The sequence below is a fragment of the Mucilaginibacter sp. P4_C11 genome, assembly GCF_056402115.1.
In genome coordinates this window covers 35420-62358 of the sequence record NZ_JBFUIA010000020.1, presented here as the reverse complement: position 1 = coordinate 62358, position 26939 = coordinate 35420, and the positions used below count along the sequence as shown (strand labels likewise).

Here is a 26939-nt window from a genome sequence, read left to right as displayed (position 1 = left end):
ATATTTAGGACTTAAAACTGACTGACTTTGAAAAGAAAAGATTTCCTTTACCTAACCGGAATGGGCATTAGTGCATCCATGCTTAGCAGGATCCCCGTTTTCGGTTCGCCCGTTTTACCCGGCCATGATATGAGCCCGGTAGATGTGGCCCTTAAAAAACGAATGGCCGACGTGGTTTTAAATGCTGCCCGGTCAAAAGGCGCCACCTATACCGATGTGCGTATAGGTCGCTACCTTAACCAGTTTGTGGTAACCCGCGAAAACAAGGTTGAAAATATTGTTGATACCCAATCGTACGGTATGGGTATCCGCGTTATTGCCAACGGTTGCTGGGGTTTTGCCGCTACAGATAAGCTGGATAATGATAGCATAGCCAAAGCCGCCGAACTTGCAGTAGCCATAGCCAAAGAAAACGCCCGCATCCAAACAGATCCGGTACAGCTGGTGCCTCAAAAGGGCCATGGCGAAGTAAGCTGGAAAACGCCGATTGAGCGCAACGCGTTTGAAGTGCCGATGAAAGAAAAAACAGATTTATTGCTATCCGTAAATGATGCAGCCATGAAAGGCGGCGCCAATTATGTAAACTCGATCCTGTTTTTAGTCAACGAGCAAAAATACTTTGCATCTACCGACGGTTCATATATCGATCAGGATATCCACCGTATCTGGCCGTTATTCGCCGTTACTAAAATTGATGCTAAAACCGGCAAATTTGAAACGCGCCAGTCGTTAAGCGCACCACGCGGCATGGGTTATGAATATATGACCCCGCGCGAAAGTGACAAGATAAAAGGTGTAACAACCCTTTATAAAGACAGGTATGATATGCTGGAAGATGCCCGCGCGGCAGCTACCCAGGCCGATCAAAAGCTGAAAGCAAAATCTGTTGAAGCAGGCAAATACGATCTGGTTTTAGATCCAAGCCACCTCTGGTTAACCATCCACGAATCTGTTGGCCACCCTACCGAGCTCGACCGTGTACTAGGTTACGAAGCCAACTTTGCAGGTACCAGTTTCCTTACCCTGGATAAATGGGAATCAAAAAAATTCAACTTCGGCAGCAAAAATGTAAACATTGTGGCCGATAAAACCCAGGTTGGTTCGCTTGGCGCTGTTGGTTATGATGATGAAGGTGTTGAGGCCAAAAAATGGGATATTATTAAAGATGGTATTTTGGTTAACTACCAGGCCATCCGCGATCAGGCACATATCATTGGCTTAAAAGAATCGCAGGGCTGCTGTTATTCGCAAAGCTGGCAGGATGTGCAATTCCAGCGTATGGCTAACATATCCTTACAACCCGGTAAGGTGCCTATGGGCGTAAATGATATGATCAAAAACGTAGAAAAAGGCATTTACATCATTGGCGATAGTTCGTTCTCGATAGATCAGCAACGTTATAACTTCCAGTTTAGCGGCCAGTTGTATTACGAGATCAAAAATGGCAAAATTGTAGGTATGCTGAATGATGTGGCTTACCAGTCAAACACGCAGGAGTTTTGGAACTCCTGCGCCGCAGTTTGCGATGCAAATGATTATCGCTTAGGCGGATCATTTTTTGATGGTAAAGGCCAGCCTATGCAGGCCAGCGCCGTATCTCACGGGTCATCAACAGCATTATTTAAAGGAGTTAACGTAATTAATACAGCAAGAAAAATTTAATATATGGCAATTTTAACAGAAGATGAATGCCGCGCGATATTAAAAAAGGCGCTGGGCTATTCAAAAGCCGATGAATGCGAGATCAACTTTGGCGGATCAGACTCGGGTAATATCAGGTATGCCCGCAATACAGTATCTACCAGTGGCTCGTTAAGCCAAACCAGTATGGTTATTTCATCAGCCTTTGGCAAAAAATTGGGTGTGGTAACCACCAACGAATATGATGATGCCTCGGTTGAAAAAGCCGTTCGCTTATCCGAAGAGCTTGCACAGCTGGCGCCCGAAAACCCGGAATTTGTATCCTTTTTAGGCCCGCAAACCTACGCACCACGCTCAAAAACCTTTGTACCCGAAACGGCGGCAATTACCCCTGCCTTGCGTACAGATATGGTGGGCAAAAGCCTGGATACAGCAAAAGAAAATAAGTTAATAGCAGCAGGCTTTTTGCAAAACAGCGCTGGCTTTAGCTCGATGATGAATTCGCATGGCCTGTTTGCCTACAATACCTCTACAGATGTCAATTTCTCGGTAACCTTACGTTCTGAAGACGGTACAGGCTCGGGATACTCTACCAAGGGTTATAACGATGTGAGTAAACTGGATACACTGGCATTTACCAAAATAGCTGCCCAAAAGGCAACCGGATCGAAAGGCGCCAAAGCTATTGAACCGGGAAAATACACGGTAATTTTAGAGCCCGCCGCCGGTATTGTATTACTTGAACAATTGTATGGCGGCCTTGATGCACGCAGCGCCGATGAAGGCCGCAGTTTTTTAAGTAAACCCGGCGGTAAAACCAAACTTGGCGAAAAAATGGTTGATGAAAGGGTAAACATTTACTCCGATCCATCACACCCCGATTTGCCAACAGGCAGTTGGGCCGGCGATGGCCAACCGCAGGTAAAACGAAGCTGGATTGAAAAAGGAGTAGTTAAAAACTTCACATACTCGCGTTATTGGGCTCAAAAACAAGGCGTGAAGCCAATACCAAACCCCGACGGCATAATTATGGAAGGCGGCAATGCCACCTTGGAAGAATTGATAAAAGGTACCGAAAAAGGGATTTTGGTTACCCGCCTGTGGTACATTCGCCCTGTTGATCCGCAAACGTTATTGTTTACCGGCCTTACCCGTGATGGTACATTTTATATCGAAAACGGGCAGATCAAATTCCCGATCAAGAACTTAAGGTTTAATGAAAGCCCGGTAATTATGCTCAATAACCTGGATGCTTTAGGGAAACCCGAACGTACGGTAAGTGGCGAATCGGGCCAAAACGCGTTGATCCCTCCTATGCGGATCCGTGATTTTACTTTTACTTCGCTATCAGATGCGGTGTAGAGATAGGATAGTAGTGAGTGGTTGATTGGGTTTATTAGGTGAGTGGTTTTTGGATACTTAACATCTTTAATCTTATCAGCTACTCGCTTAATCAACTATCGACCGACCAAGCCCGGCACTATTAAATGTCGGGCTTGGTTATTTAGGTGGCTTATGTTAAAGACTTTAACTATACTCAATTTCTGTTTTACTTAAATGAGAAGAAAAGACGACATTCTTTGGAAAGGGATTCTTGAAGATGTTTTTGACGATTTTTTGCGGTTTGTAAATCCAGACGCCAGTGCTGTATTTGACCTGGATCGGGGCTTCGAATTCCTGGATAAAGAGTTGGAGCAGGTTTTCCCGCCCGAAAACGACGAGTACTCACCAAAGGTGATTGATAAGCTGGTTAAAGTATTTACCAAAGCAGGCAAAGAAGAATGGATTTTGGTGCACGTAGAAGTGCAGGGCCAATATCAAAAAGATTTTGCCAGCCGCATGTACACTTATTTTTACCGCATACTGGATAAATATCAAAAACCAATAGTTGCCTACGCCATATTTACCGAAGCCAATACAAAAGAAAGGCCCGATCATTTTGCGATAGACTTTATGGGTACCAGCCTACGTTATACGTTTAATACCTACAAAATAGCCAGCCAAAGTGATGAAGTGCTGAAAGCCAGCGATAACCCTTTTGCCCTGGTTGTGCTCACAGCAAAGGCGGCACTTGCAGGCAAAGACCTGAAAAGCAGCCGGGAACGCGATGAACTCCTCCTGAATTTAAAGCTTAACCTGACCAGGTTATTACTGGCCAAACAGATAGCAAAAGAAAAGATAAGGGTACTGATGAATTTTTTAAGGTACTACATACGCTTTGAAAATCAGGATATAAACACTAAATTTGAACAACAGGTAGAAATTTTAACAGAAAGGAACAACACCATGGGCTTAGAAGAACTTTTATTGGACAGGGCCGAGAAGAAAGGTGAAAGAAAAGGTGAGAAAAAAGGTGAGAAAAGAGGCGAAATAAAGGGTGAGAAAAAAGGTGAATATCAAAAGGCTCTTGAAATAGCCCGCGAACTCAAAAAAGAAGGCTTAACTTCAGCATTTATATCTAAAACCACAAAGCTTTCTGTTGAGGAAATAGAAAAACTATAAGAACCGCTGTAAACATTCAAAAACACCCCTGCTTATTGTACGCCGGTTAATTATAATTAGCTTGAATTCACCACGATAAATTTAATAGAATAATCACCACCATGGGGCTCGAAGAACTTTTATTAGAATTGGCTGAAAAAAGAGGTGAGAAAAAAGGGCAGCGCGAAGGTGAAAAAAAAGGACGGCGCGAAGGTGAAAAAGCAATGGCTATTGCTGTTGCCCGTGAATTGAAAAAAGAAGGCTTCCCTGTTGCCCAGATCGAAAAATACACCCAGCTTTCGGTTCGGAAAATAGAAAAACTATAGCAACGCGCTCTAAAGTTATAACTATCTAAGAGCCTATCTAAATTTGATTTATATTATTTATGTATCTAATAAAATCATTGCCGTTGACTTTAGTCAACGGAATAATGATTAAAAGGCGAATGGCTTTAGCCAAATTCCGCTTGAATAATTTGGCTAAAGCCAGCGGCGATGCTTTCTTTTACCGTCGACTAAAGTCAACGGCAATAAATAGCTCTCGTTTTTAGACAGCCTCTAAGGAAACTATTCCTCCACTATTACTTACAAGCTTTCGCGTCCCTTGCTTATATCTATAACTACCAGAAACGCACGTAAATAGCAGAAAGAAATAGCAATATTACCGCGATAAGCACTATCGATGACGATTTCAATTTAAACATCCCTTTATCAACCTCGATAGATTTGGCATTAACCGCCGGCCCTGTTAAGCTTACCAAAACCATCACTAAAAAAGTTGTCAGGAAGGACCAGCCGAGGCATATGAAAAAAGGAATTTCATAAACACCAGCAGCGTTTTTAAAGGCTGAATATAACAAGGTTTCGGGGCCGAATACCCCAACCGCGAACTGGTTGAAAAATACAGATGCTGCAAATCCTGTCAGGATACCAACAATAGCGGCCTCGCCTGTGGTACGTTTCCAAAACATGCCTAACAGAAATGTAGCTAACACACCGGGGCTCACAAAGCTGCTGTATTTTTGAACAAAGGTATACCCACCTTCACCGCTGATGCCCAGCATATCGTTCCAGGTAAAGGCTACGGCAATTACAAGGCTGCACACAATAGCTATACGCCCTACCCAAACCATATTGCGTTCGGTAGCCTTGGTGCTCATGTAGTTTTTATAAACATCCAACGTAAAAATGGTTGAGATACTGTTAACCTTACCCGCAATGGAAGCCACAATTGCCGCCGTTAATACGGCCAGGGACAAACCTTTCAATCCCGAAGGTAAAAATGATAATATAGCCGAATAAGCCCCGTCTTTTTTGCCACCAACAAGCATAGGCAAATCGCCATGTTTGTATAATACATAAGCTACAATGCCGGGCAGCATTACAATAACCGGCATCAATATTTTAAGCAGGCTGGCAAACAGGATACCGGTACGGGCGGTGTGCAAATTGGCGCCCAATGCCCGCTGGGTTATATACTGGTTACAGCCCCAATAGTTAAGGTTGCTTATCCACTGGCCGCCCGCATACATGGCAAAACCGGGCAGAATTAAATATTTGCTAATCGTTTCTATAGATGCACCATGGGCAGGCTTTTTAAAGATGAGGTGAAAATGATCGGGCGAATCTTTCAGGATCAGCTTTAAACCGGTAAGCGCGTTTTGGCCGAAACCAAATTTATCACTCACAATAGTCAGCGAAAGATACGTAATGGCAAGCCCGCCAATAATGAGCACCGCAACCTGTACCACATCGGTATAACCAACCACCTGCATACCGCCAAGCGCGATGATTACTCCAAATATAGCCAGGCCAATCATAATCTCGTGCAAATACCCGCCGCCGAGCAGGCCGTTAATGGCCAGTGCGCCAAGGTATAAAATGGCGGTAAGGTTAATAAATATATACAACGCCAGCCAGAATATCGACATCACCAACGCTACACCGCTGTTATACCTGTTTTTCAGGAACTGCGGCATAGTGTAAATTTTATTTTTGATATATACCGGCATAAAAAACACCGCTACAATAATCAGCGTGGCTGCGCCCAACCATTCGTAAACGGCTACGGCAATGCCCGCAAAAAAACCATCGCCGCTCATGCCTATAAATTGCTCGGCCGAGATATTCGATGCAATGATAGATGCGCCTATCGCCCACCAGGTAAGTGACCCTTCGGCCAGGAAAAAGCTATGCGAACTGGAATTGGTTTCTGCTTTTTTACGGCGATAAACCAGGTAACCATAAACGGAAACCAAAACGAAATAGGTAAAAAATACGATCAGATCGCCTATGGAGATGTACTTCAGCATGTTTGTTTTTGCAATGGGAATTAGGTTATACCCGGTTCAATTCTCAAATCTATAAAATAAAATGGACTGGCAATGGTTTAACATGATCAAATGTCAATGATACAGCTGTAGTAAGCTATTTAATACCACAACCGCTACTAATACATCCCGAAAGGGTGTTTCTTTTAACTTGCTCATAAGTTTATAATTTTATTAAAGGAAATGCAATTGGCAAACAGTTCCTTATGGCTATAAAATCCAAACATGCTTAATTACTGCTATACATTTAGCAAAATCATATTATTTATTTGCTTAAACGTTTAACATCTTCGAAATTTATTTTTTTATCTGGCCCTGAGTTTTACATTTGATACCCGGGGATAAACTTCCGTGAAGATATGGCAACAGAACCGATTTTAAATTCAACAATAACCTGCCCGAATTGTGGTTTTCAACAAGAAGAGCTGATGCCGGTGGATTCCTGCCAGTATTTTTATTCCTGTAAACATTGCGAAGCTTATTTAAAACCCCTTCCTGGAGATTGTTGTGTTTTTTGCAGTTATGGTTCGGTTAAGTGCCCACCTATACAGCAGGGAACTTCATGCTATGGCCATTAAACTACAACATTTGCAGCATATGGTTGTAGCTAAGTGCAATCTACCTACCCTAAGAATAATTTTAACAAATTTATATATAATTGAATATCCATGGCCAGCGAACCCAAAAGCGATAAAATAGACATGAAGACACTGGCCAAAGTGCTCAATGTATCTATCGCCACTGTATCAAAAGCCCTTAGGGATAGCCATGATATCGGCCCCGAAACCAAGCTGAAAGTAATTGAAGCCGCCCGTAAACTCAATTACGTGCCTAACCCCTATGCCAGCAGTCTCCGTAAAAAAGCCAGCAACACCATCGCCATTATTATCCCCGAGATTGCCGACAGCTTTTTTAGCCAGGCCATCAATGGGATAGAAAGCATTGTAGCCATAAAAAAATACCATACGCTGATTTACCTTACCCATGACAGCTACGAGCGCGAAGCTTATATGTTTGGCGAACTTGCCAGCGGCCGGGTTGATGGGGTAATTATGTCAGTAGCCAGTAATACCGAAGATACCAGTCATATTAAAACCCTGCAGCAGGCGGGCGTGCCCATCGTGTTTTTCGACCGGGTTTTTGATGACCTGAATTCGGTGAAAATCACTACCGACGATCTGAACAGCGCCTACATTGCCACCAATCATTTGCTGGATGCCGGTTGTAAAAACATCTCGCTTGTTACCATCAAAGGTTATCCATCCATCCTATCGGCCAGGGAACAGGGTTATAAAAAGGCGCTGGCCGAACGGGGCATCCAGCCAAAGGAATCGGGCATTGTTACCTGTTCAAATAAGTACAATAACGAAAATGTTGAAGTAATAAAAGAACACCTCACGCTTCAAAAGCCCGACGGCATTATTGCAACGGTAGAACACCTGGCTACATCAACTTACCTGGCCTGCAATGAACTAAAGCTAAATATTCCGCGGGATGTTAAAGTGGTTTGCTTTACCAACCAGATAACTGCCCCCATCCTAAACCCGCCGCTCACAACCATTTTGCAGCCGGCTTTTGATATGGGCAAAAAAGCCGCGCAATTATTATTTGACCATTTGGCCGGCAAAGCGGTTGAAAACAATAAGGAGATAGTTTTACCCTCAACGCTGGTGATAAGGGAATCTTCAATTATGGAATTGTTGAATTAGTGAATTATTGATTTTTTCAGATTGAAAGGGTCGAATCAAAATTAAGCTATACGACTTGAATTGAATAAACTTATCTTCCGAATTGGGCGATGCCTGCGGCCCGGGCTGTCTGTTCATACGCCTTCATGGCCTTACACACGGGCCGGTATCCACGCCCATCCCTATCGCAAATTTAGCTGAACCTGGACTGCATCAGATTAATCAGATTGCCGGATCTTTTACATTTAACTTAATCTCCCTCACAACTCACAACTCACAACTCACAACTCAAACCTACCCACCATACACCAGCTTTCCGTTCACGATTGTTGCCTGGATATTTATATGCTCGTCAAAAATGGCGATGTCGGCATCAAGGCCTTCAACCAAAGCGCCTTTACGGTCATCTACCCCCATAATTGTCGCCGGGTTGTTGGTCATCATTTTTACGGCTTCGGGCAGCGGCACACCGGCCATTGTCATCATCGTACGTACCAGCCTGTCGCAGGTGGCCACACTGCCGGCAAATGAACTGCGGTCGGGCAGTTTGGCAACGCCATCTTCCACAATCACTTTTAAACCGGTATCCTTATTGCCCAGTACGCTATCCCCCCCGGGCATACCCGCCGCCCGCATGGCATCGGTAATGAGCGCTATCCTGTCCGGCCCTTTAATTTTGTAAACCAGCTTTAATAGGGGTGCAGGCAAATGAATACCATCGGCAATAACCTCTACATCCATCGCATCAATCAAAAAAGCTGCTTCAATAACCCCGGCATAACGGTAAGCATTGCGCCTGGTTACACCCGACATGCCAGAATATAAATGTGTTGCCAGCGTGTAACCGTTTTCAAAAGCTACGGCAACTTCCTCGTAAATTGCATCCGTATGAGCCAAAGCAGGCATAATACCGTTGGCCTGCAGGTATTTGGCAAACTTAATTGCGCCTGGCAGTTCGGGCGCGGCGCTCCAGCGTTTGATAGCTTTGGAGTAAGCAATAATCTCTTTATACTCCTCCTCGTCGGGATTGCGGATATAGCGCGGGTCCTGCGCGCCGCGCTGGTTCATGGCAAAATATGGCCCTTCCAGGTGCATACCTAAAAATTGCGCGCCCATGGTATTTTTAGCATCGGCACTGGCGTACAGATCAAGCGTTTTAAGCAGGTCGGCCTTCTCGGCAGTTAGCGTTGTGGGCACCATGGCCGTGGTACCGTAGCGGGCATGCGTACGCGCTATCTCCAGGAAAGCTTCCTCGTTGCCATCCATAAAATCGTGGCCACCACCACCATGCACGTGGATATCAATAAACCCCGGCGAAACATAATTGCCGCCAGCATTAATAATTTGAGAACCAGGCGCGTCAATATCCCCATGACGAATAGCGCCTATTTTGTTTCCGCTGATAAGCAGTGTGCCGTTGTTTACGATACTGCCCGGCGTTATAATACGCCCGTTGATGATCTTGATTTGATTGTTCATCTGTTGAGGCTTACAGGTTAAGCCGATTTAAGTAAACTTTAAGATCAACATTAAAAATGTAAAACTGATGTTATTTATCATGAATAAACATTGATTTTGGAGATTAATTTCAAGCGAAGCAAGTTTTAATATCAAATATAGAACAAAAGCTCAATTCAAACTCAAGGCAATTATTCCTCCGAGTATCAATACACTGGCAATTAATCGTCTCCTGCTATCGTCTTCATTCAACACCCGCGAACCAATGAATACGCCCAGCAGAATGCTGGTTTCCCTGGCTGGGGCAACAACGGTAAGCGGCGCGTATTTCAGCGCTTCGAGCACTAATATGTAAGCTGCCGGGCTTAACAGGCCAATAGCTATAATTGTCCATTTGTGCCGGCGTACCTCCCGTTTAATTTCGACCTTTTGTGTTACAACCAGGGGTATCAGCAACATCATGCTGAACATATTGGAAACAAAGGTGACTACGATGGGCGAGATGGCGTATGTTTTTATGGCAACGGCATCGTTAAACGTGTATAAGGCAATAAACAAACCAGTAAGCGTGCCCCAGAAAACACCAGTCATTATTTTAGCATTGTTTTCCTTTCTTAAACTTAAACCGGTTATTATAAATACGCCGATAAGAATCAGCAACAAACCTATGCTTGCTTTCAACTTCAACTGCTCGTGTAAAAATAAAATGGCCGCGACAGATGAAAACAGCGGACCGGTGCCCCGGGCAAGTGGGTATACCACAGACAGATCAGCGCTTCGGTAGCCTTTTTGCAAAACCAGGTAGTAACCAGTATGCAGAGCAGCGCTGCCCAGCGAAAGCCATAATAATGGTTGCGACCAAGCTACATGGCCCTGCATCAACTCATAAAACATCACCGGCAGGTACAACACAGTGCTTGCAATATACATTAGCCAGATAAATGGCGCCTTACCCCCGGCTTTTTTGGAGAGTAAGTTCCATACGGCATGCAGTACTGCGGCTGTAAGTACTAAAGCAAGTACATATAAACTCATTTGCACTTCAATTTATCGCAGCGTGTTGATCCATCATAGTTTTAAATTACTACCTGCCTTGCTTTAACACATAAAGACCGGTTGACGAACTAAAGATGCTTTTATTTATCACCCTGGGCAAATGATAAATAGTAATTGATTAATTACCTTAAGTTATGACTAACCGATAGCCAATGGATAGTGTTAAATACTTTGGGTCGATCGTTCCCAAATAAACCACCGTGAATAGTTAATATCTTAAAACATGAACAAAGAGTGCGTATTGGCAAAGATGTAATAAAGGATATTTAGCGCGCCATGGGGTGCCCGACAGAGTTACGGGTCTGATTAGTAGTGTTTGCAGGCTATATTAAAAATCACATTCTACTGACTATCAACACAATTAAGCTTTTCACATTAGCAATTTTCGCTATAAAACACTCCTACAAACAATCATAACCCGCAACTCTCATTTTGCAGGTTTTAATATATTGCTAATTTTTGTACAGATGCCTTTACGGGTGCTGTTTCCCTTTATTCAAACCAAACTGTTTGCGTAAAAGCACCATCGGCGGCAGCGTCCCATATCTCTAAACGTGCCCATTTACGGCCTTTAAGGTTTTCTGTTAAGCTAAATAACTGGTTTCCGAATGCTTCGGTGGCATCAAGGTTAACGCGTTTACGATAAACCTGCTTGCCGTCACCAGAAATAATTTCGGCAAAATTAAGCGGGAATGTCCAGCTGGCTTTAAAGGAGATGTGGCATTGCCCATTGTCGGGGAAGGTAAAGGTTTCGCCAGACGACCGGCCATTTATTTTAAAATCTTCAATCAAAACTTCGCCGGTGGTGGAGAAGAACTTACCCTGCTGCAACACATCCAAAACCGGCTGCCAGCCTTGCTTAAATTCCGGTTGTTTATCCAGTTTCAGGTAATTGATATTCATGTGGGCATACATCTCGTTTTCCGGTTCGATGCTGAACAAGTCGGCTTCCGAGAGTACTTTTTTATGGAGGCCCCGGTTATTCATATCGTCCATCAAATCCAGCACCCGTTTCCCCAACCTGGGTTGCGACAGATCGGCCGGCATCGCCTTCCAGGCAGCACCTAAAAACCTATCCGACAGGAAAAAGTCCTCCTTTTTATAGGCATCCGGAAACCCTGTTGATCCTTTGGTACGGGCATGGGCGGTCCAGGCCAGCCCATTTTCGGCTTGCAGCAGCCGCAGCATATCGTTTTTATCACCAATGTGGTAAACCTTGCCATGTTCGGCATCGGTAGTTTCAAATGGCGTACCCTGCTTCCTGTCCATAATCCAGTAAACCGGTTTTGGGAAAAACTCCAGCCAGTGACCTCCAAAAAACTCATTCGGCTCTTCGCCTGGCAACAACAAAAAGTTTGATGAGGATAAGCGGGCGCATTGCTCAAACAACGTTTTCAACTCCTGTAAACGTTGTTCGTCGGGGCCTTTAGGGTGGGCAGTATAGTGAAACTCGGCCAGGTGCACAATGTTTACGCCCAGCCGTTTAAATACTTTCACAAAGCTGGGGTTATCAGGTACGGGCTTACCTTTAAGCACCACACTCATAATAAACTCATTATGGAAATGGCTGGCCATGGTTTTGTAACCCGGCAAGGGTTTATAGCTGTCATTGTGCGTAAATTGCTTCACATTGGCTAACAACGCCGGTGCGCCATTAATACCTAACAGGCAGAAAAAGTTAAGCCGCTGTTTTGTTCCCGGCGGGGCGTTAAACCATGGCACATAACGTTTATCACCATTTAATTCCTGCCTTATACCAATGCCAAAGCCCTCAAGCATTTGGCGGTAATTGTTGCCATACCACACAAATTTGAGGTTGAAAGCTTCATCTAATGGATAAAAGTATTGGTGCGGTGCCGGGAAAACTGCAATGCTTCCTTTATCATTTGTGCCGATGATTGTACGATACTTTACGGCTATATTTTTAGCAGTATCAGGCTGATTGATATCATCTGTTTGCAGTTTTTCGTAAACATCGCTGTAGCTGATGTTCTTTACAGGCGGGTGCTTCCCCACCAAACCGGCATCATACAGTATAGCCGTCGAATTTTTTTGGGTTGATACAAAGGCGGCTATGTTGAACAGGGGTTGGCCGTTATAGAGTGTTATCTGTAGGTCGCCTTTAAAATTGGTGGCCTCTACCCCACTCATCGTAATTACAGTTCGTGAACCCGAACTATTTACGTTGATATCCTTTTTATGAAATTCAACTTTATAGGATTGATGCGGCTTTAAGGGCACCTTATCAAAAAATATGTTCCATCCGTTTTGGGACACCAGGTCGCGCTTGCCTTCAGTGATGATGAATTGCGGATCGACATTTTGGATAATGGTTTGGTATACTCCGCCCTTACTTAATCCGATACTGCTGAATAGTGGCTCATCATTTTTGAGGCTCAATACCAGGCGGCCGTTGTTACCTTGACCCGTGGGCCAGGTTATGGTAAACCGGGTACCGGTGGTGCTTACGAATACTCCCGGGCTGGTTTTAAACTTTTTTTGTTTAATGATCTGAGCTGATGCCATATCAACAAGCAACAAGCCCATTAAACCAAGGCATGCAGCAACTAAATAACTGTTCTTTTTAACCCTCATCGCTATTTATTTAACAAGCCCGGTGGCCATTACAGGAAAAATGACAAATCCGCAAAAAACTCACGAAGTTAAAAACTTCGTGAGTTTTTGATTTTCAAACATGTCACGGTTCCTCCTAATCTGCACATCTAAAATCTGAAATCTGCACATTTGAAATCTGCACATCTGAAATCTATTTTCCCCTTCCTGTCAGGCTTTTAATCAGTTCTGTTTCTTCAGTTTTATATGGCGTGCCATCTTTGTGAAAAATATCGTGGAACCATAGTTTTGGTTCGGCGCCATCGGGCATTGGGGTATCCCAGGCGTAAATGGTATTGGTTTTGCCGGTTACAAAGCCCCAGTTTATGGCGCCTACGTTTTCTTTTTTCAGCATAGGCAATACGGTTGCAAATGTGCTGTTACGCGGACGGGCCATGTATTCGGTGCAAATTAGCGGGCGTCCAATCATTTTCAGGAATTGTACTGTTTTCAGGTGATCATCAACCGGCGAATAATCGTGATAAGTAGTTACATCCGAATTGGCTACCTGGAACTTGTTTAAATCCTCTAATCCCCATGACCATACACCTGCACTTATCGGCTGATTTGGGTTTACCTGCCGGGCCCATTTAAATATGTTTTTAAGCAGTGGTAAACTTTTGTTCCCTTTACCGGAGTTGCCTGGCTCGTTATATAAATCCCAAAGCAATATGCGCTTATCTGCCTTAAAAGTGGTTAATACGTCCTTTACGTATTTTTCCAATACAGGCGAATTGGCCATCTCTTCGGACGCCGGCTGGCCGGGGTCCTGCGCCCAGCCCGAATTGTGGATACCAGGTTTTGGCTCGGGCTGTTTACCTGTTTTTGGTACTTTGTTCCAGCAATCGTCAAAAAACACAAACATGGTTTTAATGCCGTGTTTGCTGGATATGGCCAGGTATTCGTCCACTCGTTTTTTAAAGCCGGCCGGGTCTTGCTGCCAGGCCAGGTGGTGTAAAAATACCCGCATTACATTCATGCCAATGCCCTGCGCATATCCCAGTTCCTTATCAATAGTCTTCGGGTCGAAGGTATCGGCCTGCCACATTTCCAATTGGTTAATGGCGCTGCTGGTTATAAAATCGCTGCCTACAAGCCATTGGTTTTTGGCGTACCAGGCGCTGGCTTTTTGCGGGCTCCAAACGGGTGCTGTTGCTTTTTGCTGGGCCGATAGCTTCATGCTCAATGGCATTATTAAAGCGATGGCCAATAATTTTAGTTTAGTTTGCATGTATAAGTGTTTAATAGTTTAATTCAATTTTTTATTTGCCAAATGTCCTTTTATCATCCAGATGGCGTTGCTGCCATAAGCATCTGTTGATGTTAAGGCGATAATTGTATCGTCGCTAAGCACGCACAGCGAGTTCCACAAGCCGTGCTTGTTTAAAGGTACATTAAATGGCGTGCTTACATTTTTAAAGTTTTTTGCATTCTCATCGCCAACGGCCACCTGCATACAGGCCAAATTGCCGTTGTTATCCCGGTTTTGGGTGCTTTGGTACGATAAAATTGTTTGCCCGCCGTGTAACTGACGCAAATAAGGTGCGCCGGCATAAAACGTTTCGGGCAACCTGGGTGTAATGGCATAAGTGCGTTCCGCATCGCCTGGCCTAACAGTTTTTTGCCAGTTTTGCGCAATGCTGTTGCGAATGATTGAGGGTTTAAACTGGCCGCCGCCGTTATCTTCAATGGAAAACACGATCTCACTTGTTGCCTTTAACAAAACAGGTACAGGCATCCCGTCGCGATGGCCGGGTGTAAATGCTACAATTTCGGGTTTCTTTGTCCAGCTGAGGCCGCCATCGTACGATCTGAAGAGCGAAATATTTTGCTCATTCGATTGCGTAAAGATGCCCTCGTCAGAATAAAATAACTGAATTTCGCCCGAAGGCAACTGCAATTGCGATGGCTCCCAGCAACCATCCTCAAACCGGTAGCCGGCCTGGTATATCAAGCGCTCATCAGTCCAGGTTTTACCTTCATCGTAGCTTTTTTTGGTGATGATGGCAAAGTGTTTGGTTGTATCTGCCACGCCATTTACTTTGTGTGGCCGGGGATTGTAGGATACCAGCAGCGAGTGGTCTTTCAGCTCTACAATATCAGGGACGGCCATATTAACACCAGGAACCGATGAAGCCACTTTTACCGGGGCAAGCCAGGTTTCGCCAAGGTTGGTACTTACTGTACTTTGTATCCCTCCGTCGCCTTCGTAAACGCAAAGCAGGTGGCTGTTGCTCAGTTGTATGGCACGGGCATAGTTGCCACCGCTGGGAGATACTTGTTTTAGCGTCGACTGCTCCCACGCGATATCCACCTGATCACTTGCTTTCACAGGCATTTTATCTTGTCCGCAGGCCATGAGCGGAATTAACATACCAGCAAGCCATATCTTGGTTATCCCCATCTTCATCATGCATCAGTTTACTATATCGGCCAGCCAAAAGTTAAAGGGTTTGTCCCTGTCGCACACCAAAGTGCTGCCATCAAATTCAAGTTCGGCAGCATGTATAGATGTGCGCTTCGTTGAATAAGAATATGCTCCGTCTTTATCCAGCCCCCCATCATCGCCATGTGTTTTGCGGCCTGGGTGGGTAAAATAAATAATATAAGCATGATCGCCGCTCGCCACTACATCGGCATGTGCGCCGGTTGGCGTATCCTCGTTACGGTGGCCGGGTTTATCTAATATAAGGCCCTGGTGTTCCCAGGTTTGCGCATCTTTTGAACGGTAAACGCGCTGGCCCTGCCATTCGTCGGTTATCAACCAGTAATAGTTTTTAAACCAGAATATCTTGGGGCCTTCGTGGGCACGCCCGCCTATGGCAGGTTTATCATCAACCTTCCAATTCACCAGGTCGGTGCTTTGGGCAGTCATGGTTATGCTGTTCAGCTTTTGATCTTTATACCACATGTGCCATTTTCCGTCGGGCAGTTTTATCAGTGTTGGGTCGATGATATTATGATCTGGCAGATGAAGCGGGCCTTCATATTTCCAGTCCCACAGGTTTTTACTGGTATAATGTACCAGGTGCGAATCGCCGCCCCATTGGCTGTAAACACCTTTGATATAAACTACAAACATATGGTAGACGCCGTTTTGATAAACAACATCCGGGGCCCAGAAAGTATTCTGCCCCTGTCCGTGTTCCAAATTTAGTGCTCCCTTATATACCCAGCTATGCCCATGATCTTTTGACACCGCAACGCCTATGGCAGTGCCATAACAATAGGCCACACCCGGCGATTGTACATTAGCCCGGCGCTGGGTATACAGCATCGTCCACTCCTTTTCGGCGCGGTTAAAAACCAATACCGGGTCGGCAGCTCCATCATAAATGGGGTCGCGATACAGTGGCGATGGTGGTTGCTGCGTGATAGCCCCTTCCCTGGGCTGAGCCACAACGGTTAAACACATCGTGACCAACGCGGTGAATGCTGTTATAAATTTAAGGCCTTTCATTAGCTGTTATACTTACTCTGCTACCGGGAACGACGAAATTCTTAACCTTGCGCCGCCCATAGGCACTAATGTTAAATTGACTGTCGGCTGGCCGGTTTTAACCGGGCTTTGAGGCAGCACACCACAAAGGCCATATTGATCAATTGCCCAGCCGGGAATTTGTTTACCTTTTGTTTTTAACTCAATAGGCGCGTTGGCATTTGTAAATGGATTATTATCCTTTGGCCATGCACGATGAATAACTTCAATTGATTTCTCCGGATGTTCCTGGTCAATTACCAAACCATAATTCCAAGCAGATGCGGCGTGAATTTCATATGAAGGCCATTTTTGAGGATCGGCCGTAGGCTGCCAGTGCGAATCGCCCTGAGTTGTGGTACGGCTATCTTCCTTAGTGTATTGCTCATCAATTTTAAGCGAGTAAGTAAGCGGCCCGTAATTTACACTCACGCTGCTTTTGTTTTGCTCCCACTGGCGTACTTTTAATTGCATAGGTAAATGCAGGGTTATTTTATCGCCGTTTTTCCAGGCCTTGGCTATTTTAATATAGTCGCCGTTGGCCGAACTTAATTTTACCGGGATACCGTTTACCTTTACCGAGGCAGCTTTACACCACTCTGGTATCCGCAGGTAAAGCGGGAAAGCAACCGTTTTTGCCGCATTTACCGTAAAGCTCACCTCATCTTCAAAGGGATATTTACTGGTCTCCACAATATTTACATTTACGCCTTTGCCAACTTTTGCCGATACCTGGCCTTGTGTATACAATTGTGCTGCTATACCATTATCGGGGGTAGCCATCCAGCTATTTTCGGCATAGTACACCCAGCCTGCTGCGTGGTTGTGCTGGCAACAGCGGCTGCTAAAAGGATTCATCATTAAAAACGGACCTTCATTGGCAATGCCGGGGCTGTGATTTTTGCCATCGCTAAGCACCATGTTTGGTGCAGTTAAATACCTCAACGAACGATAATCGGGCATAAAGGCTGCCGAAAATGTGTTGAATGCTACATCCTCGCAGTTGGATGCCCAAAAGGTATCGCCGGTTGATCCTAACAGCATTTGATCTGATGTCATTTGCTCAACCATGCCACAGGTTTCTACGGCCTGGCGTGGGTCGTCATAACCTTTGCGGGCATTTTCATCGGCACCAAACATGCCGCCGGGCACCTGGCCATATATTTTACGGATGAGGCTAAAATCGTTATAAGTAGCAGCCAGATCCTTTGAATCATGGCTCTGCAGGTAAAAAGTTGCCGGTTCGCGAAAGCATTGGGCTACGTTTACATTATGCCAGTTGGGCAGGTTATTGGCCTGGCGCCAGTTAGCGGTATTTTTATCCAATTTGGCAGCCAAATCCAGCAGGAATTTATCGCCGGTGCGGTTGTACAACCAATAAACACTCAGCATATTATCGCCGCCACGGCTGTTTTCCCAATAGTCTTCTAAGAACTGGTCATCCGGTACCGATAACTCGTACTTGAAATATTTAGTCATGAAGGGGATAACCCGCGGATCTTTAGAGTATTCGTAATAAGATTGCAGGCACCAAAGCATAGGCATGTTTGTCCACAGGTCGCGGTTACCTTTATTGGTACGGGCCGGGCCAAAATCGCCGTTGTCGCGCTGGTTATTCAATACCGCATCAATCCAGAATTTGGCTTCCTTAATAATTTTTTGATCGCCCAGCATATAGCCGATGTTGGCGTAGCCTTTTAACCAGTAAGGTAATTCTTCCCAGCCATATTCGCCTTTACCCTCTTTATTTAGCCAGGCATTGTTGGTTTTTGACAGCCAGACGCTTATTTCGCCCAGGTTACCGGTAAGGCCATCGCGCTGCAATTCCAAGGCTTTTTTTAGCCAGCCACCTGCTTTAATGCTGCCTACCGGCAGTTTGGTAAAATATTCGTGCTGCAGCGGCGCCCGGTTATTAACGTAATTGGCATTCACCTGCTGGTTATTAACCTTTGTTAATACCGATGCCTTTACTGTTTGTGCCGATGCTGTATAAACACTGCTGCACGCAGCTAATGCAGTTAAACAAATGCCTTTCCCTATCTTATTAAAATTACTCATGTTAAGTATGTTAGCCTCACCCTGCCCTCTCCAAAGGAGAGGGTTCTGAATTTTATTTCTGCGAATTAAGTTCTCTCCGTTCTAAGAGAATTATTCACGCTTTTTCTGTTGTTTGTGCTTGTGATAACTACGCAGTTCAGTCGCCGCTAAATCGTTCCTATCATTTATTTCACCAACGCCGGATCGTAAAGTTTCACGTTTTCTTTGTGTAACAATTCTACAGGCATTTTAATCACTTTACGATCATAAGTCATGAAACCGTTAACCTCTCCTTCTACGTCGGTTGTTTGCGTGTACACCGCTGCCGAAAGACCAAGTTTTATAAGTTCCTGCAATCTATCGGTAAAGGTGATATAACGTTTTAGCAGGTCGTCGCCATTTTTAAAGTTCTGGTAGCCCCAGTTTTTGTTGGCTTGCCAGGTATGCCCGTCAACAGGCCAGCCAAGGCCGCCAAACTCGCCCAGTACCACAGCTTTGGTTTTACCAAAAATCTCCGGGCGCGGCATTGCCGGGTGCGGGTAATTGTGTAAATCCACTATATTTCCTGTATCGTAAAAATTACCCCCGCTTGCGCTATTCACCAGGCGCGATGGGTCTTTTTTCATCGTCCATTCAGTAATTTCAACCGTTTTAAATTGTCCCCAGGCTTCGTTAAACGGTGTCCATACCACAATACAGGGGTAGTTGTATAATGAATTGATAATGGCGTTCCATTCCTTGCGGTAATAGCCTTCAGATTCGGGCGTACGTTGCTGATCTGTAGCTTTATCCAATACGCCAGGACGGTTTTCCCAGTGGTTACCCAAATCGCCGCTTGGCATATCCTGCCAAAGCAACATACCTGTTTTATCGCAATAGTTATAATAGCGGGCAGGTTCAACCTTAATGTGCTTACGGATCATGTTAAAACCCATGGCTTTTAACTGGTCAATATCGTAGCTCATGGCCTCGTAAGTTGGCGGGGTATACAAGCCATCAGGCCACCAGCCCTGGTCAAGCGGGCCATATTCAAATACAAACTTGTTGTTCAGCAACATGCGTTGTACCCCGTTGGCATCGCCGCCAAGCGAAATTTTGCGCATGGCAAAATAGCTTTTTACCTCATCAACCGGCTTGCCTTTACGGATAACAGCCACCTGCAAATCGTACAGAAACGGATCTGTTGTCGACCATAATTTTTCGTCTTTTATATCCAATATCGCGGCAGCGCCTGCATCAACTGTTTTTTCGTCAACTTTGATCTTGCCATCCCAGGCGGTTATTTTTAGTTGGTCGCCGGGCTGGCTATCGGTTACTTCGGCCGAAACCGTTAATGTGTGATTATCAATATCGGGGGTTTGTTTGGTGGCCTCAATATGCGTTTTGGCAACGCCTTCCAGCCAAACTGTTTGCCATATACCGGTTACAGGCGTGTACCAGATCCCTTCGGGACTTTTAACCTGTTTACCGCGTGGTTGCGGGCCATCATTTGTTGGGTCCCACACGCTCACCTTAATTTCTTGTTTTGCACCGCCTTTTAAATAAGGGGTGATATTGAATGTAAAGGGGTCGAAACCGCCTTCATGCTTACCGGCGCTTAACCCGTTTACAAAAACTTCGGTACGCCAGTCAACAGCGCCGAAGTGTAGCAATACATCTTTGCCTTTTAATGTTTTATTGAGGGTGATGGTAGTTTTATACCATAACATGCTATCCTTCCCAACCGTTTTGCCAACGCCCGACAGTGCAGATTCTACGGCGAAAGGCACCAGGATTTTACCGGCATAAGCCGATGGCTCGGCTGATGCTTTGGGTACTATGGCGTAGTTCCATAGTCCGTTTAAATTTTGCCAGTTACCACGCACCAATTGCGGGCGGGGATATTCGGGCAGCGGTGCATTTGGGTTTACCTTGTCGGCCCAGGGTGTTGTAATTTTTGTTTTGATAAGGTGCCAGCTGCTTTGCTGCGCATTAGCCGATAAACAGGCTGCAGTAAAAACCGCAAGGCATAAATTTAGTTTTTTCATTAGTTTTATTAAGATAAAAAGTATCAAGTAGTAAGTATCAAGAATTTATCGTGATTAAATGTAATGCATTTGCAGCAGTCTTGATACCTGATACTTACTACTTGATACTAAACGGCCGCAGTCTTGATACTAGCTACTTGATACTAAAAGTTAACACATCAGAAAAAAGGGGCCGCACCGCACAGTACGACCCCAAACCAATTATTAACTTAGAAGGACACTTTTGTTACCGGTGTGTAGATCATATCTTCCACACCTGCAATTTTTAACCCCACACGCGCAAAAACATAGTTTTGGGTAGGTGTGATGGTTGGAATATTAACACTTATTGAAACATTGTTAAGGCTGGTAACTGCCGAGCCGGCAACATCAGTTTTAGCTATACGGTTATCGCCATTTTCTGACACAAACTGTGTTTTACCAAGATATAACGTCACGCGCTCAATATTTTTGGCATTGGCATCTGTAATAACCTTCTCAATGTTAAACACTGCAGTTACTTTACTGCTGGCAGCAGTGAATTTCGCCTCACGCAGCATATAGAATGGTGTAACTTCAATATCTAAAGTTTGGCTGCCCGTTAAATTAACGGCTAACGTATCGCGTTTACCGGCGCTTAATTCTTTCCATAAAAAAGGACCCTGATTTGCAGGTATGGTGAACTTGTAGTTGCCATTAAATAATAGCAACGAATACGCACCTTCCTGGTCAAAATAGCCCCTGATAGATCCGGATTTACCAAACCCAGGCTGATAAACATCAAAAGGTACCTGCCCGTGCTCTACGTTGATAGTGGTGCCTTTGTAAGTTAAATGGCCCTTTAATTCTACCGACGGCGCGTCGTAGTTATCTTTCTTACAACCCGTAGCTGTAATTAAGAGGGCTATTATGATGTGATGAAATTTTATTTTCATGATTTTATATTAAAAATACCTATTGATTTGGTTGCTTAACAATTTTAGGGTTTCTGGAGATGATATCATCCGAAATTTGCGAATAATAATTACCCATCTGGAACCTGTTTGACCCGGTAACCGGGCTTGGTTTTATCTCTTTAAAGATCCATTTCCCACTGTTTGCGTTGCCTGGGTTAAAATATTTATATGGCCATAAACCAAACGGTTGTGTGTTATGTTTTTTGGCGTCGCCAATATCGCTAACCAGGTCAGCAACATCCATCGGGTTACCATCCCATACAATATGTGCAAGTCTCCAGCGCTTCATATCAAACAAAATATGCCCTTCAAATGCTAACTCAACACGGCGCTCATGCACAATCCGGTCAAAATAGTTTGCTGCTGTTAATACAAGCGGAGTAGTTAAACCAACACGTGCACGCACCTGGTTGATATAGATTGACGCTTCACCGTAATTTCCAAGTTCTGCGTCAGCTTCTGCTGCATTCAACAATACTTCGGCATAACGGTAACGAATAAAGTTAACATCACTACCACGACCGCGGCGACCAGAACCAACAGTTGGATCAAGATATTTACGGATATAAAAACCTGTTTGCGTACGAAGCTCTAAACCACTCACAGGTCCGTCTTGTCCTACCACCTGCACACGGCCCAATCCGGGGACTTCCTGCGGCAGTGAAGCATCGCTGCTGCTGATAATTGTTCCATTAGCTAACTGATACCCCGCCATTACATCGGTACGTTTACCTTTAAATAAACCATTCGGTAATAATACTGTTCCTGCTAAACGAGGGTCTCTTCCTGCAAAAATATCCAGCTGGTTTGCGTAGTAAATAGGATTACCCGAACCATCTTTAGTTGGCAGTGGAGCATAAGTGTTATCCAATTTCTCAAACGCTTCTACCAGGTTTAACGATGGATCTAACCTGCCGGCGTCACCACCCTCGTCAGAAATAGAATAAGGCTGATCATTAGTTGTAAAACCGTGAGTCTTACCGGCATTTGCTTTGAAGTCTTCAACAAATATTGATTCTGAGCTTGTTTTATCAAGGAAAATATTTGCAAAGTTATCGCTTAAATCTGGTAACTGTTTGTATAGTGAATAGTTACCTGCGCTACCGCTAATAATAGCTTTTGCAGCAGTAAGGGCTTTGTTGTAGTAACCGGTAGCCATACTTGATGGTATGCCTACCTCATTACCCGGCAAAGTTACCACGGGTGTAGTAACACCGTATTTTGCTATTGAAGCTGCATACAAAGCGGCTCTTGCTTCCATTGCTAAAATTGCACCCTTTGTAGCTCTTGATTTATCGCCATGATCCACAGCAAGATCCTTTATAGCCTCTGCTTCGCTGATAATGAAATCGTAAATATCAGATTCTTTAGCACGAGGGATCTGCAATGAAGTTACGTTGCCAGAAAAATCGTAATCAAGAGATTTGGTGATCAACGGAACTCCTCCCATACGTTTTACCATTTCGAAGTAAAAGTTGGCGCGTAAAAATCTGCCTTCAGCAATAAAGCCATTTTTTTGATCGTCGGTCAATTTTGTAGAGGCATTCAGACGTTCAAGAAACAAATTGAGCTCGCGAACGTAGGTGTAATCATATAAACCCCACTCGCCAAAGCCCCAGCCGGTGCGCTGAACAAAGAAATAGCTACCGTTTTCTGAGGGGAATGATTCACTAAAATCGGCAAATGATGCCCAACCGTTATCAAGACCAGAGAAATCAACCTGACGGTTGTATAAATCACCAAGTATAGATAATACCAACGCCGGATCTGAAAACGCTACGTCAGAAGATACGATCTGCTTTGGCGGAACATCCAGGAATTCGCTGTCTTTTTTGCAGGCCCCTGTTAATAACACGGCTGCAAACATTGTTGTTATAGTTATTTTTTTCATTGAGTTTTAAACTTAAGGGATTAATTAAAAGGTTAAATTAACACCGAAGTTGAGTACCTTACTTTGCGGGAACTGAAGCCCGTTATCGTCGGTAGTTTCCGGGTCAACGCCAAATTGTTTAAGATTGTCGAATGAAAACATATTGTACGCGTTAACATAAAATCTCGCTCTCCTGATCTTTACCTTTGTTAACAAATTAGCAGGCAATGAGTAGCCTAACTCCAGTGTCCTGACACGAAGGTATTTCACGTTATGTAACCAGTATGTTGAATTACGCTGACCATTTAATTCATAATCAGCATGACCAAAGCCCGGATTAAATCTGTTGGCAGGGTATTTTCCAGGAATCCAGGGACTATTCACATCATTGTAAACCGCGTGGTGCCACCTGTCTTCAAATATGGTGTTTAAGTTACCGGTGTTCTGGAAAGCCCAACGTGTTTCGTAATTCTGGAACCAGGTGTAGCCTGCACCACCCGAGAAATCGGCATGGAAGTCAAACCCTTTGTAAGCACCACCTAACTGGAAACCAAAGTTAATGTTAGGTTGAGTGCCATAACCAAAACCGATTGGACGCTCATCGTATTGGTCAATTCTACCGTCACCGTTTTGATCTTTGTACATTAAATCGCCCGGTAATAAGGTAATGTTACCCCGGTTATCGTTATTAATCTTGTAATTATTAATCTGCTCCTGCGAAGTAAACTGACCGATTACCTGGTAACCCCAGTCAATATGCGAGTACCTGTTTGCAGCTGAGTTCCTGTACTGATCAAGTGAGTTGTTAAACAAAGGTTTATATTGTGACAGATCTTTTGAACGTGAATAAGAGAAATTACCTCCAATATTGTAGCTAAAAGCACCTATCTTATTATTGTAGTTAAGTGAAATCTCCTCACCATACTGGGCGTCACTGTTCAAGTTTTCCTGAGGAAGGTCAAAACCAACTTCAGATGGCAATACAACGTCGTATTTACGTCCTAATAAGCCGGTACGTTTACGATAGAAATAATCTACAGTACCATTTAAATGGCTGTTTAGTAAACTAAATTCGGCACCTACGTCAAAAATCTTACTTTTTAACCATGACACGTTGGTAGTTACTATACCTTTATCTCTTGATGTAACCACCGGGTTACCACCAATAATTGCGGTACCGGTATTGTAGTTGTAACCGGGGATATAAGAGAACGCACCGATAAGATTCCTGTCATCACCCAATAAACCGTATGAACCTCTGAACTTCAAATCGTTAAGAACGCTATTATCACCTAATAAGCTCTTCATGAACCCCTCTTGTGTAATCCTCCATCCCAGGGATACGCCTGGGAAGTAACCTACACGTTTATCCGGGGCAAACAAGTACGATGCATCACGTCTTGCAGATGCTTCTAAATAATATTTGTTATCGTAGTTGTAATTTAAGCGACCAATATAACCTGTACGTGCTTCTTTATCGTCACTATCCTGGTATTGATCCATAATAGGGAAATAGATAAGGGGCAGGTTATTTGAAACAGGCGAAGCGTGCAGCCAGTTACGTAAATGCTGCAGTTCAATACGCTCTGATACGAATGTAGCACCTATAGTATGCTTACCGAAAGTGTTGTTGTAGTTAATTTGCCATTGGTAAGTTTTAGCAAACTCTTTACGCTGCTCACGCTCGCGCCATGGGTTGGTACTGCCGCCGGTTACATTGTATTGTTTAGTTGCAGGATCGTAAGTATATGCATTATAAGTATACTCCTGGTTGTTCAGCAAATAATCGGCAAGATAATATGAGTATAAACCTTTAACTACTAATCCTTTTATACCAGGAACGGTATACTCTGCACCAAAATTGGTTTGCAATACTCTCCAGTCGCTGTGGTAAACGCCTGATAGCTTTTTGTTCAGGAATGCATAGTTCGACTCTGTATTATTGATTTTATTCAAATAGTCGGGATTGTCATTAGCATAAGGACGCTCTAAGGGTGTATTTCTCAATACAGCAAACCTGGCCAAAAAGTAATCGTCACCACCCGGAACACCTGGGTTTTCACGAGTTTCTATACGGCCGTTAATATCTAAACTAACTTTTAAACCATTAGCTACCTTTAAGGAAATGTTTGATTGAATGTTTGAGCGGTTGAATTTATACTCTTTACCCAACTGAGAGTTTTGGTAAAGGTTTGTAGCCGATACGTAATAGTTCAACCTGTCTGAACCACCGGTAAAGTTAGCGTTCACCGAATTTTGAGGCGCGTTGTTATTGCTGTTCAACACATATTTACGCCAATCAAAACTACGGTAAGCCGGATCAGTTCCTGCTTTGTATTTGTCAAGCTCTGCTTGTGTAATCGTGGTCGATCCGTTACTGTTCACTTCAGCCTCTGCTTTATAACGCATGTAATCGTATGAATTGTTAACCACGTTAGGGAACCTGTACCAGTTTTGGTAGCCGGTGTACGCATCAATGTTGATACGTGCCTCGCCGCTACCTTTTTTAGTAGTTACCACCACCACGCCGTTTGCCGCACGAACACCGTAAATAGCTGCAGATGCGTCTTTCAACACGGAAATGCTTTCCACGTCGTTTGGCGCAAGGTTGTTAAACTGACCTTCATCCTGCTGGATGCCATCAATTACATACAGCGGAGAACCCATGTTACGGATCTGGATACTGGCGCTGGCTCCAGGCCTGCCTTCAGACATCCTGAAAGTTACACCTGGAATTTTACCTGCCAAACCAGTACTCACCGTTGAACCGGCGTGCACACGGTCGAGATCTTTACTGGTTACAGTAGAGATTGCGCCCGTAATGGATTCCTTTTTCTGTGTACCGTAACCAGTAACCACAATTTCCTGTAAGGATGCGTTACTTGATTTTAAACGGATTCTTACGGCTGTTTGCCCGTTTAGGGGCACTTCAAGCGTTGTAAAGCCAATATAGCTTAATACAAGCACGCTGTTGGCATCGGGTACTGTTAAGCTAAACTGTCCTTTTACATCAGTTGTTGATCCACCCTGGGTACCTTTAATACGTACGGCAACGCCTGTTAGCGCTTCACCCGTTGTATCAGTTACCGTTCCTGTTACCTTCACCTGTGCCGATGCACCAAGCGAAAAAAGCAGGCAGCTCATGATAGAGAATAAAACTAATGTTACTTTTTGGCTCCACTTACTGGGCGGCCATTGCACGCGGGAGGGCCCCCCATGCCTGAGTAGTAAAAATTTTCTCATAAATTGATTTGTTATTGGTTAATTGTTGATTTTAAAAATGTAATGTTGACATATCTAAAATCACGATGTAAAGAAAAAGATTT

At 44.2% G+C, this 26939-nt stretch carries 18 protein-coding genes; 6 read left to right on the top strand and 12 right to left on the bottom strand.

Translation table 11 applies throughout. The features are described 5' to 3' along the window. The first annotated feature begins 27 nt into the window (after nt 1-27). The 4 genes from AC1DU2_RS18745 (at nt 28) to AC1DU2_RS18730 (ending at nt 4448) form a co-directional block, all read left to right on the top strand. Complete coding sequence (locus AC1DU2_RS18745) at nt 28-1662, top strand: TldD/PmbA family protein (protein WP_477358145.1); 1635 nt, start codon at nt 28-30, stop codon at nt 1660-1662. Between the two features lie 3 nt (nt 1663-1665). Beyond that, nucleotides 1666-3003: a TldD/PmbA family protein gene (locus AC1DU2_RS18740; protein ID WP_477385966.1), complete on the top strand. Its 1338-nt coding sequence runs from the start codon at nt 1666-1668 to the stop codon at nt 3001-3003. Nucleotides 3004-3198: 195 nt separating this feature from the next. Beyond that, nucleotides 3199-4143, top strand: a complete 945-nt coding sequence (locus AC1DU2_RS18735; protein WP_477385964.1) for an Rpn family recombination-promoting nuclease/putative transposase — start codon at nt 3199-3201, stop codon at nt 4141-4143. A 101-nt stretch (nt 4144-4244) separates the two neighbouring features. Further along, nucleotides 4245-4448, top strand: a complete 204-nt coding sequence (locus AC1DU2_RS18730; RefSeq protein WP_477385962.1) for a hypothetical protein — start codon at nt 4245-4247, stop codon at nt 4446-4448. A gap of 293 nt (nt 4449-4741) precedes the next feature. Here the strand turns inward: AC1DU2_RS18730 and AC1DU2_RS18725 are convergent, their stop codons facing one another. After that, nucleotides 4742-6433: a sodium:solute symporter family transporter gene (locus tag AC1DU2_RS18725; RefSeq protein WP_477385960.1), complete on the bottom strand. Its 1692-nt coding sequence runs from the start codon at nt 6431-6433 to the stop codon at nt 4742-4744. A 377-nt stretch (nt 6434-6810) separates the two neighbouring features. Between AC1DU2_RS18725 and AC1DU2_RS18720 the strand changes: the two genes are divergently transcribed. Further along, nucleotides 6811-7029, top strand: a complete 219-nt coding sequence (locus tag AC1DU2_RS18720) for a GDCCVxC domain-containing (seleno)protein (RefSeq protein WP_477385958.1) — start codon at nt 6811-6813, stop codon at nt 7027-7029. A gap of 90 nt (nt 7030-7119) precedes the next feature. Beyond that, nucleotides 7120-8160 (top strand): LacI family DNA-binding transcriptional regulator, encoded by a 1041-nt coding sequence (locus AC1DU2_RS18715; RefSeq protein ID WP_477368610.1) that lies wholly within the window; start codon nt 7120-7122, stop codon nt 8158-8160. 273 nt (nt 8161-8433) lie between these two features. Here AC1DU2_RS18715 and nagA read toward each other — a convergent pair whose 3' ends face one another. From nagA to AC1DU2_RS18660, 11 genes are all read right to left on the bottom strand, one after another. Further along, complete coding sequence (gene nagA, locus AC1DU2_RS18710; RefSeq protein ID WP_477385956.1) at nt 8434-9618, bottom strand: N-acetylglucosamine-6-phosphate deacetylase; 1185 nt, start codon at nt 9616-9618, stop codon at nt 8434-8436. Between the two features lie 150 nt (nt 9619-9768). Further along, nucleotides 9769-10632 carry a DMT family transporter gene (locus tag AC1DU2_RS18705; RefSeq protein WP_477385954.1) on the bottom strand — a complete coding sequence of 288 codons (864 nt, stop codon included), beginning with the start codon at nt 10630-10632 and terminating at the stop codon, nt 9769-9771. 513 nt (nt 10633-11145) lie between these two features. Beyond that, complete coding sequence (locus AC1DU2_RS18700; RefSeq protein ID WP_477385952.1) at nt 11146-13248, bottom strand: CehA/McbA family metallohydrolase domain-containing protein; 2103 nt, start codon at nt 13246-13248, stop codon at nt 11146-11148. Between the two features lie 172 nt (nt 13249-13420). Beyond that, nucleotides 13421-14497 carry a cellulase family glycosylhydrolase gene (locus AC1DU2_RS18695; RefSeq protein WP_477362228.1) on the bottom strand — a complete coding sequence of 359 codons (1077 nt, stop codon included), beginning with the start codon at nt 14495-14497 and terminating at the stop codon, nt 13421-13423. Between the two features lie 18 nt (nt 14498-14515). Then, entirely contained in the window at nt 14516-15679 is a 1164-nt protein-coding gene (locus AC1DU2_RS18690; RefSeq protein WP_477385950.1) for a sialidase family protein, read from the bottom strand. A 3-nt stretch (nt 15680-15682) separates the two neighbouring features. Beyond that, complete coding sequence (locus AC1DU2_RS18685; RefSeq protein ID WP_477385948.1) at nt 15683-16726, bottom strand: family 43 glycosylhydrolase; 1044 nt, start codon at nt 16724-16726, stop codon at nt 15683-15685. Nucleotides 16727-16738: 12 nt separating this feature from the next. Beyond that, on the bottom strand, nt 16739-18802 hold the full coding sequence (locus AC1DU2_RS18680; RefSeq protein WP_477385946.1) for a beta-L-arabinofuranosidase domain-containing protein: 2064 nt from the start codon (nt 18800-18802) through the stop codon (nt 16739-16741). Between the two features lie 164 nt (nt 18803-18966). Next, a complete protein-coding gene (locus AC1DU2_RS18675; protein WP_477385944.1) occupies nt 18967-20808 on the bottom strand; it encodes a glycoside hydrolase family 2 protein in 1842 nt (613 codons plus the stop codon). A gap of 209 nt (nt 20809-21017) precedes the next feature. Further along, nucleotides 21018-21722: a DUF3823 domain-containing protein gene (locus AC1DU2_RS18670; protein ID WP_477385942.1), complete on the bottom strand. Its 705-nt coding sequence runs from the start codon at nt 21720-21722 to the stop codon at nt 21018-21020. A 19-nt stretch (nt 21723-21741) separates the two neighbouring features. Next, on the bottom strand, nt 21742-23634 hold the full coding sequence (locus AC1DU2_RS18665; protein ID WP_477362216.1) for a RagB/SusD family nutrient uptake outer membrane protein: 1893 nt from the start codon (nt 23632-23634) through the stop codon (nt 21742-21744). A 24-nt stretch (nt 23635-23658) separates the two neighbouring features. Next, nucleotides 23659-26856, bottom strand: coding sequence for a SusC/RagA family TonB-linked outer membrane protein (locus AC1DU2_RS18660; RefSeq protein ID WP_477362214.1), 3198 nt, complete (start codon nt 26854-26856; stop codon nt 23659-23661). Nucleotides 26857-26939 lie beyond the last annotated feature (83 nt).

Bases quoted from the DNA above. Each gene is read 5' to 3' on its own strand.
- AC1DU2_RS18705 (WP_477385954.1), bottom strand. From the start codon at position 10,632: ATGAGTTTATATGTACTTGCTTTAGTACTTACAGCCGCAGTACTGCAT.
- AC1DU2_RS18665 (WP_477362216.1), bottom strand. From the start codon at position 23,634: ATGAAAAAAATAACTATAACAACAATGTTTGCAGCCGTGTTATTAACA.
- AC1DU2_RS18670 (WP_477385942.1), bottom strand. From the start codon at position 21,722: ATGAAAATAAAATTTCATCACATCATAATAGCCCTCTTAATTACAGCT.
- AC1DU2_RS18690 (WP_477385950.1), bottom strand. From the start codon at position 15,679: ATGATGAAGATGGGGATAACCAAGATATGGCTTGCTGGTATGTTAATT.
- AC1DU2_RS18725 (WP_477385960.1), bottom strand. From the start codon at position 6,433: ATGCTGAAGTACATCTCCATAGGCGATCTGATCGTATTTTTTACCTAT.
- AC1DU2_RS18730 (WP_477385962.1), top strand. From the start codon at position 4,245: ATGGGGCTCGAAGAACTTTTATTAGAATTGGCTGAAAAAAGAGGTGAG.
- AC1DU2_RS18735 (WP_477385964.1), top strand. From the start codon at position 3,199: ATGAGAAGAAAAGACGACATTCTTTGGAAAGGGATTCTTGAAGATGTT.
- AC1DU2_RS18680 (WP_477385946.1), bottom strand. From the start codon at position 18,802: ATGAGTAATTTTAATAAGATAGGGAAAGGCATTTGTTTAACTGCATTA.
- AC1DU2_RS18740 (WP_477385966.1), top strand. From the start codon at position 1,666: ATGGCAATTTTAACAGAAGATGAATGCCGCGCGATATTAAAAAAGGCG.
- nagA (WP_477385956.1), bottom strand. From the start codon at position 9,618: ATGAACAATCAAATCAAGATCATCAACGGGCGTATTATAACGCCGGGC.
- AC1DU2_RS18715 (WP_477368610.1), top strand. From the start codon at position 7,120: ATGGCCAGCGAACCCAAAAGCGATAAAATAGACATGAAGACACTGGCC.
- AC1DU2_RS18695 (WP_477362228.1), bottom strand. From the start codon at position 14,497: ATGCAAACTAAACTAAAATTATTGGCCATCGCTTTAATAATGCCATTG.
- AC1DU2_RS18675 (WP_477385944.1), bottom strand. From the start codon at position 20,808: ATGAAAAAACTAAATTTATGCCTTGCGGTTTTTACTGCAGCCTGTTTA.
- AC1DU2_RS18660 (WP_477362214.1), bottom strand. From the start codon at position 26,856: ATGAGAAAATTTTTACTACTCAGGCATGGGGGGCCCTCCCGCGTGCAA.
- AC1DU2_RS18685 (WP_477385948.1), bottom strand. From the start codon at position 16,726: ATGAAAGGCCTTAAATTTATAACAGCATTCACCGCGTTGGTCACGATG.
- AC1DU2_RS18700 (WP_477385952.1), bottom strand. From the start codon at position 13,248: ATGAGGGTTAAAAAGAACAGTTATTTAGTTGCTGCATGCCTTGGTTTA.
- AC1DU2_RS18720 (WP_477385958.1), top strand. From the start codon at position 6,811: ATGGCAACAGAACCGATTTTAAATTCAACAATAACCTGCCCGAATTGT.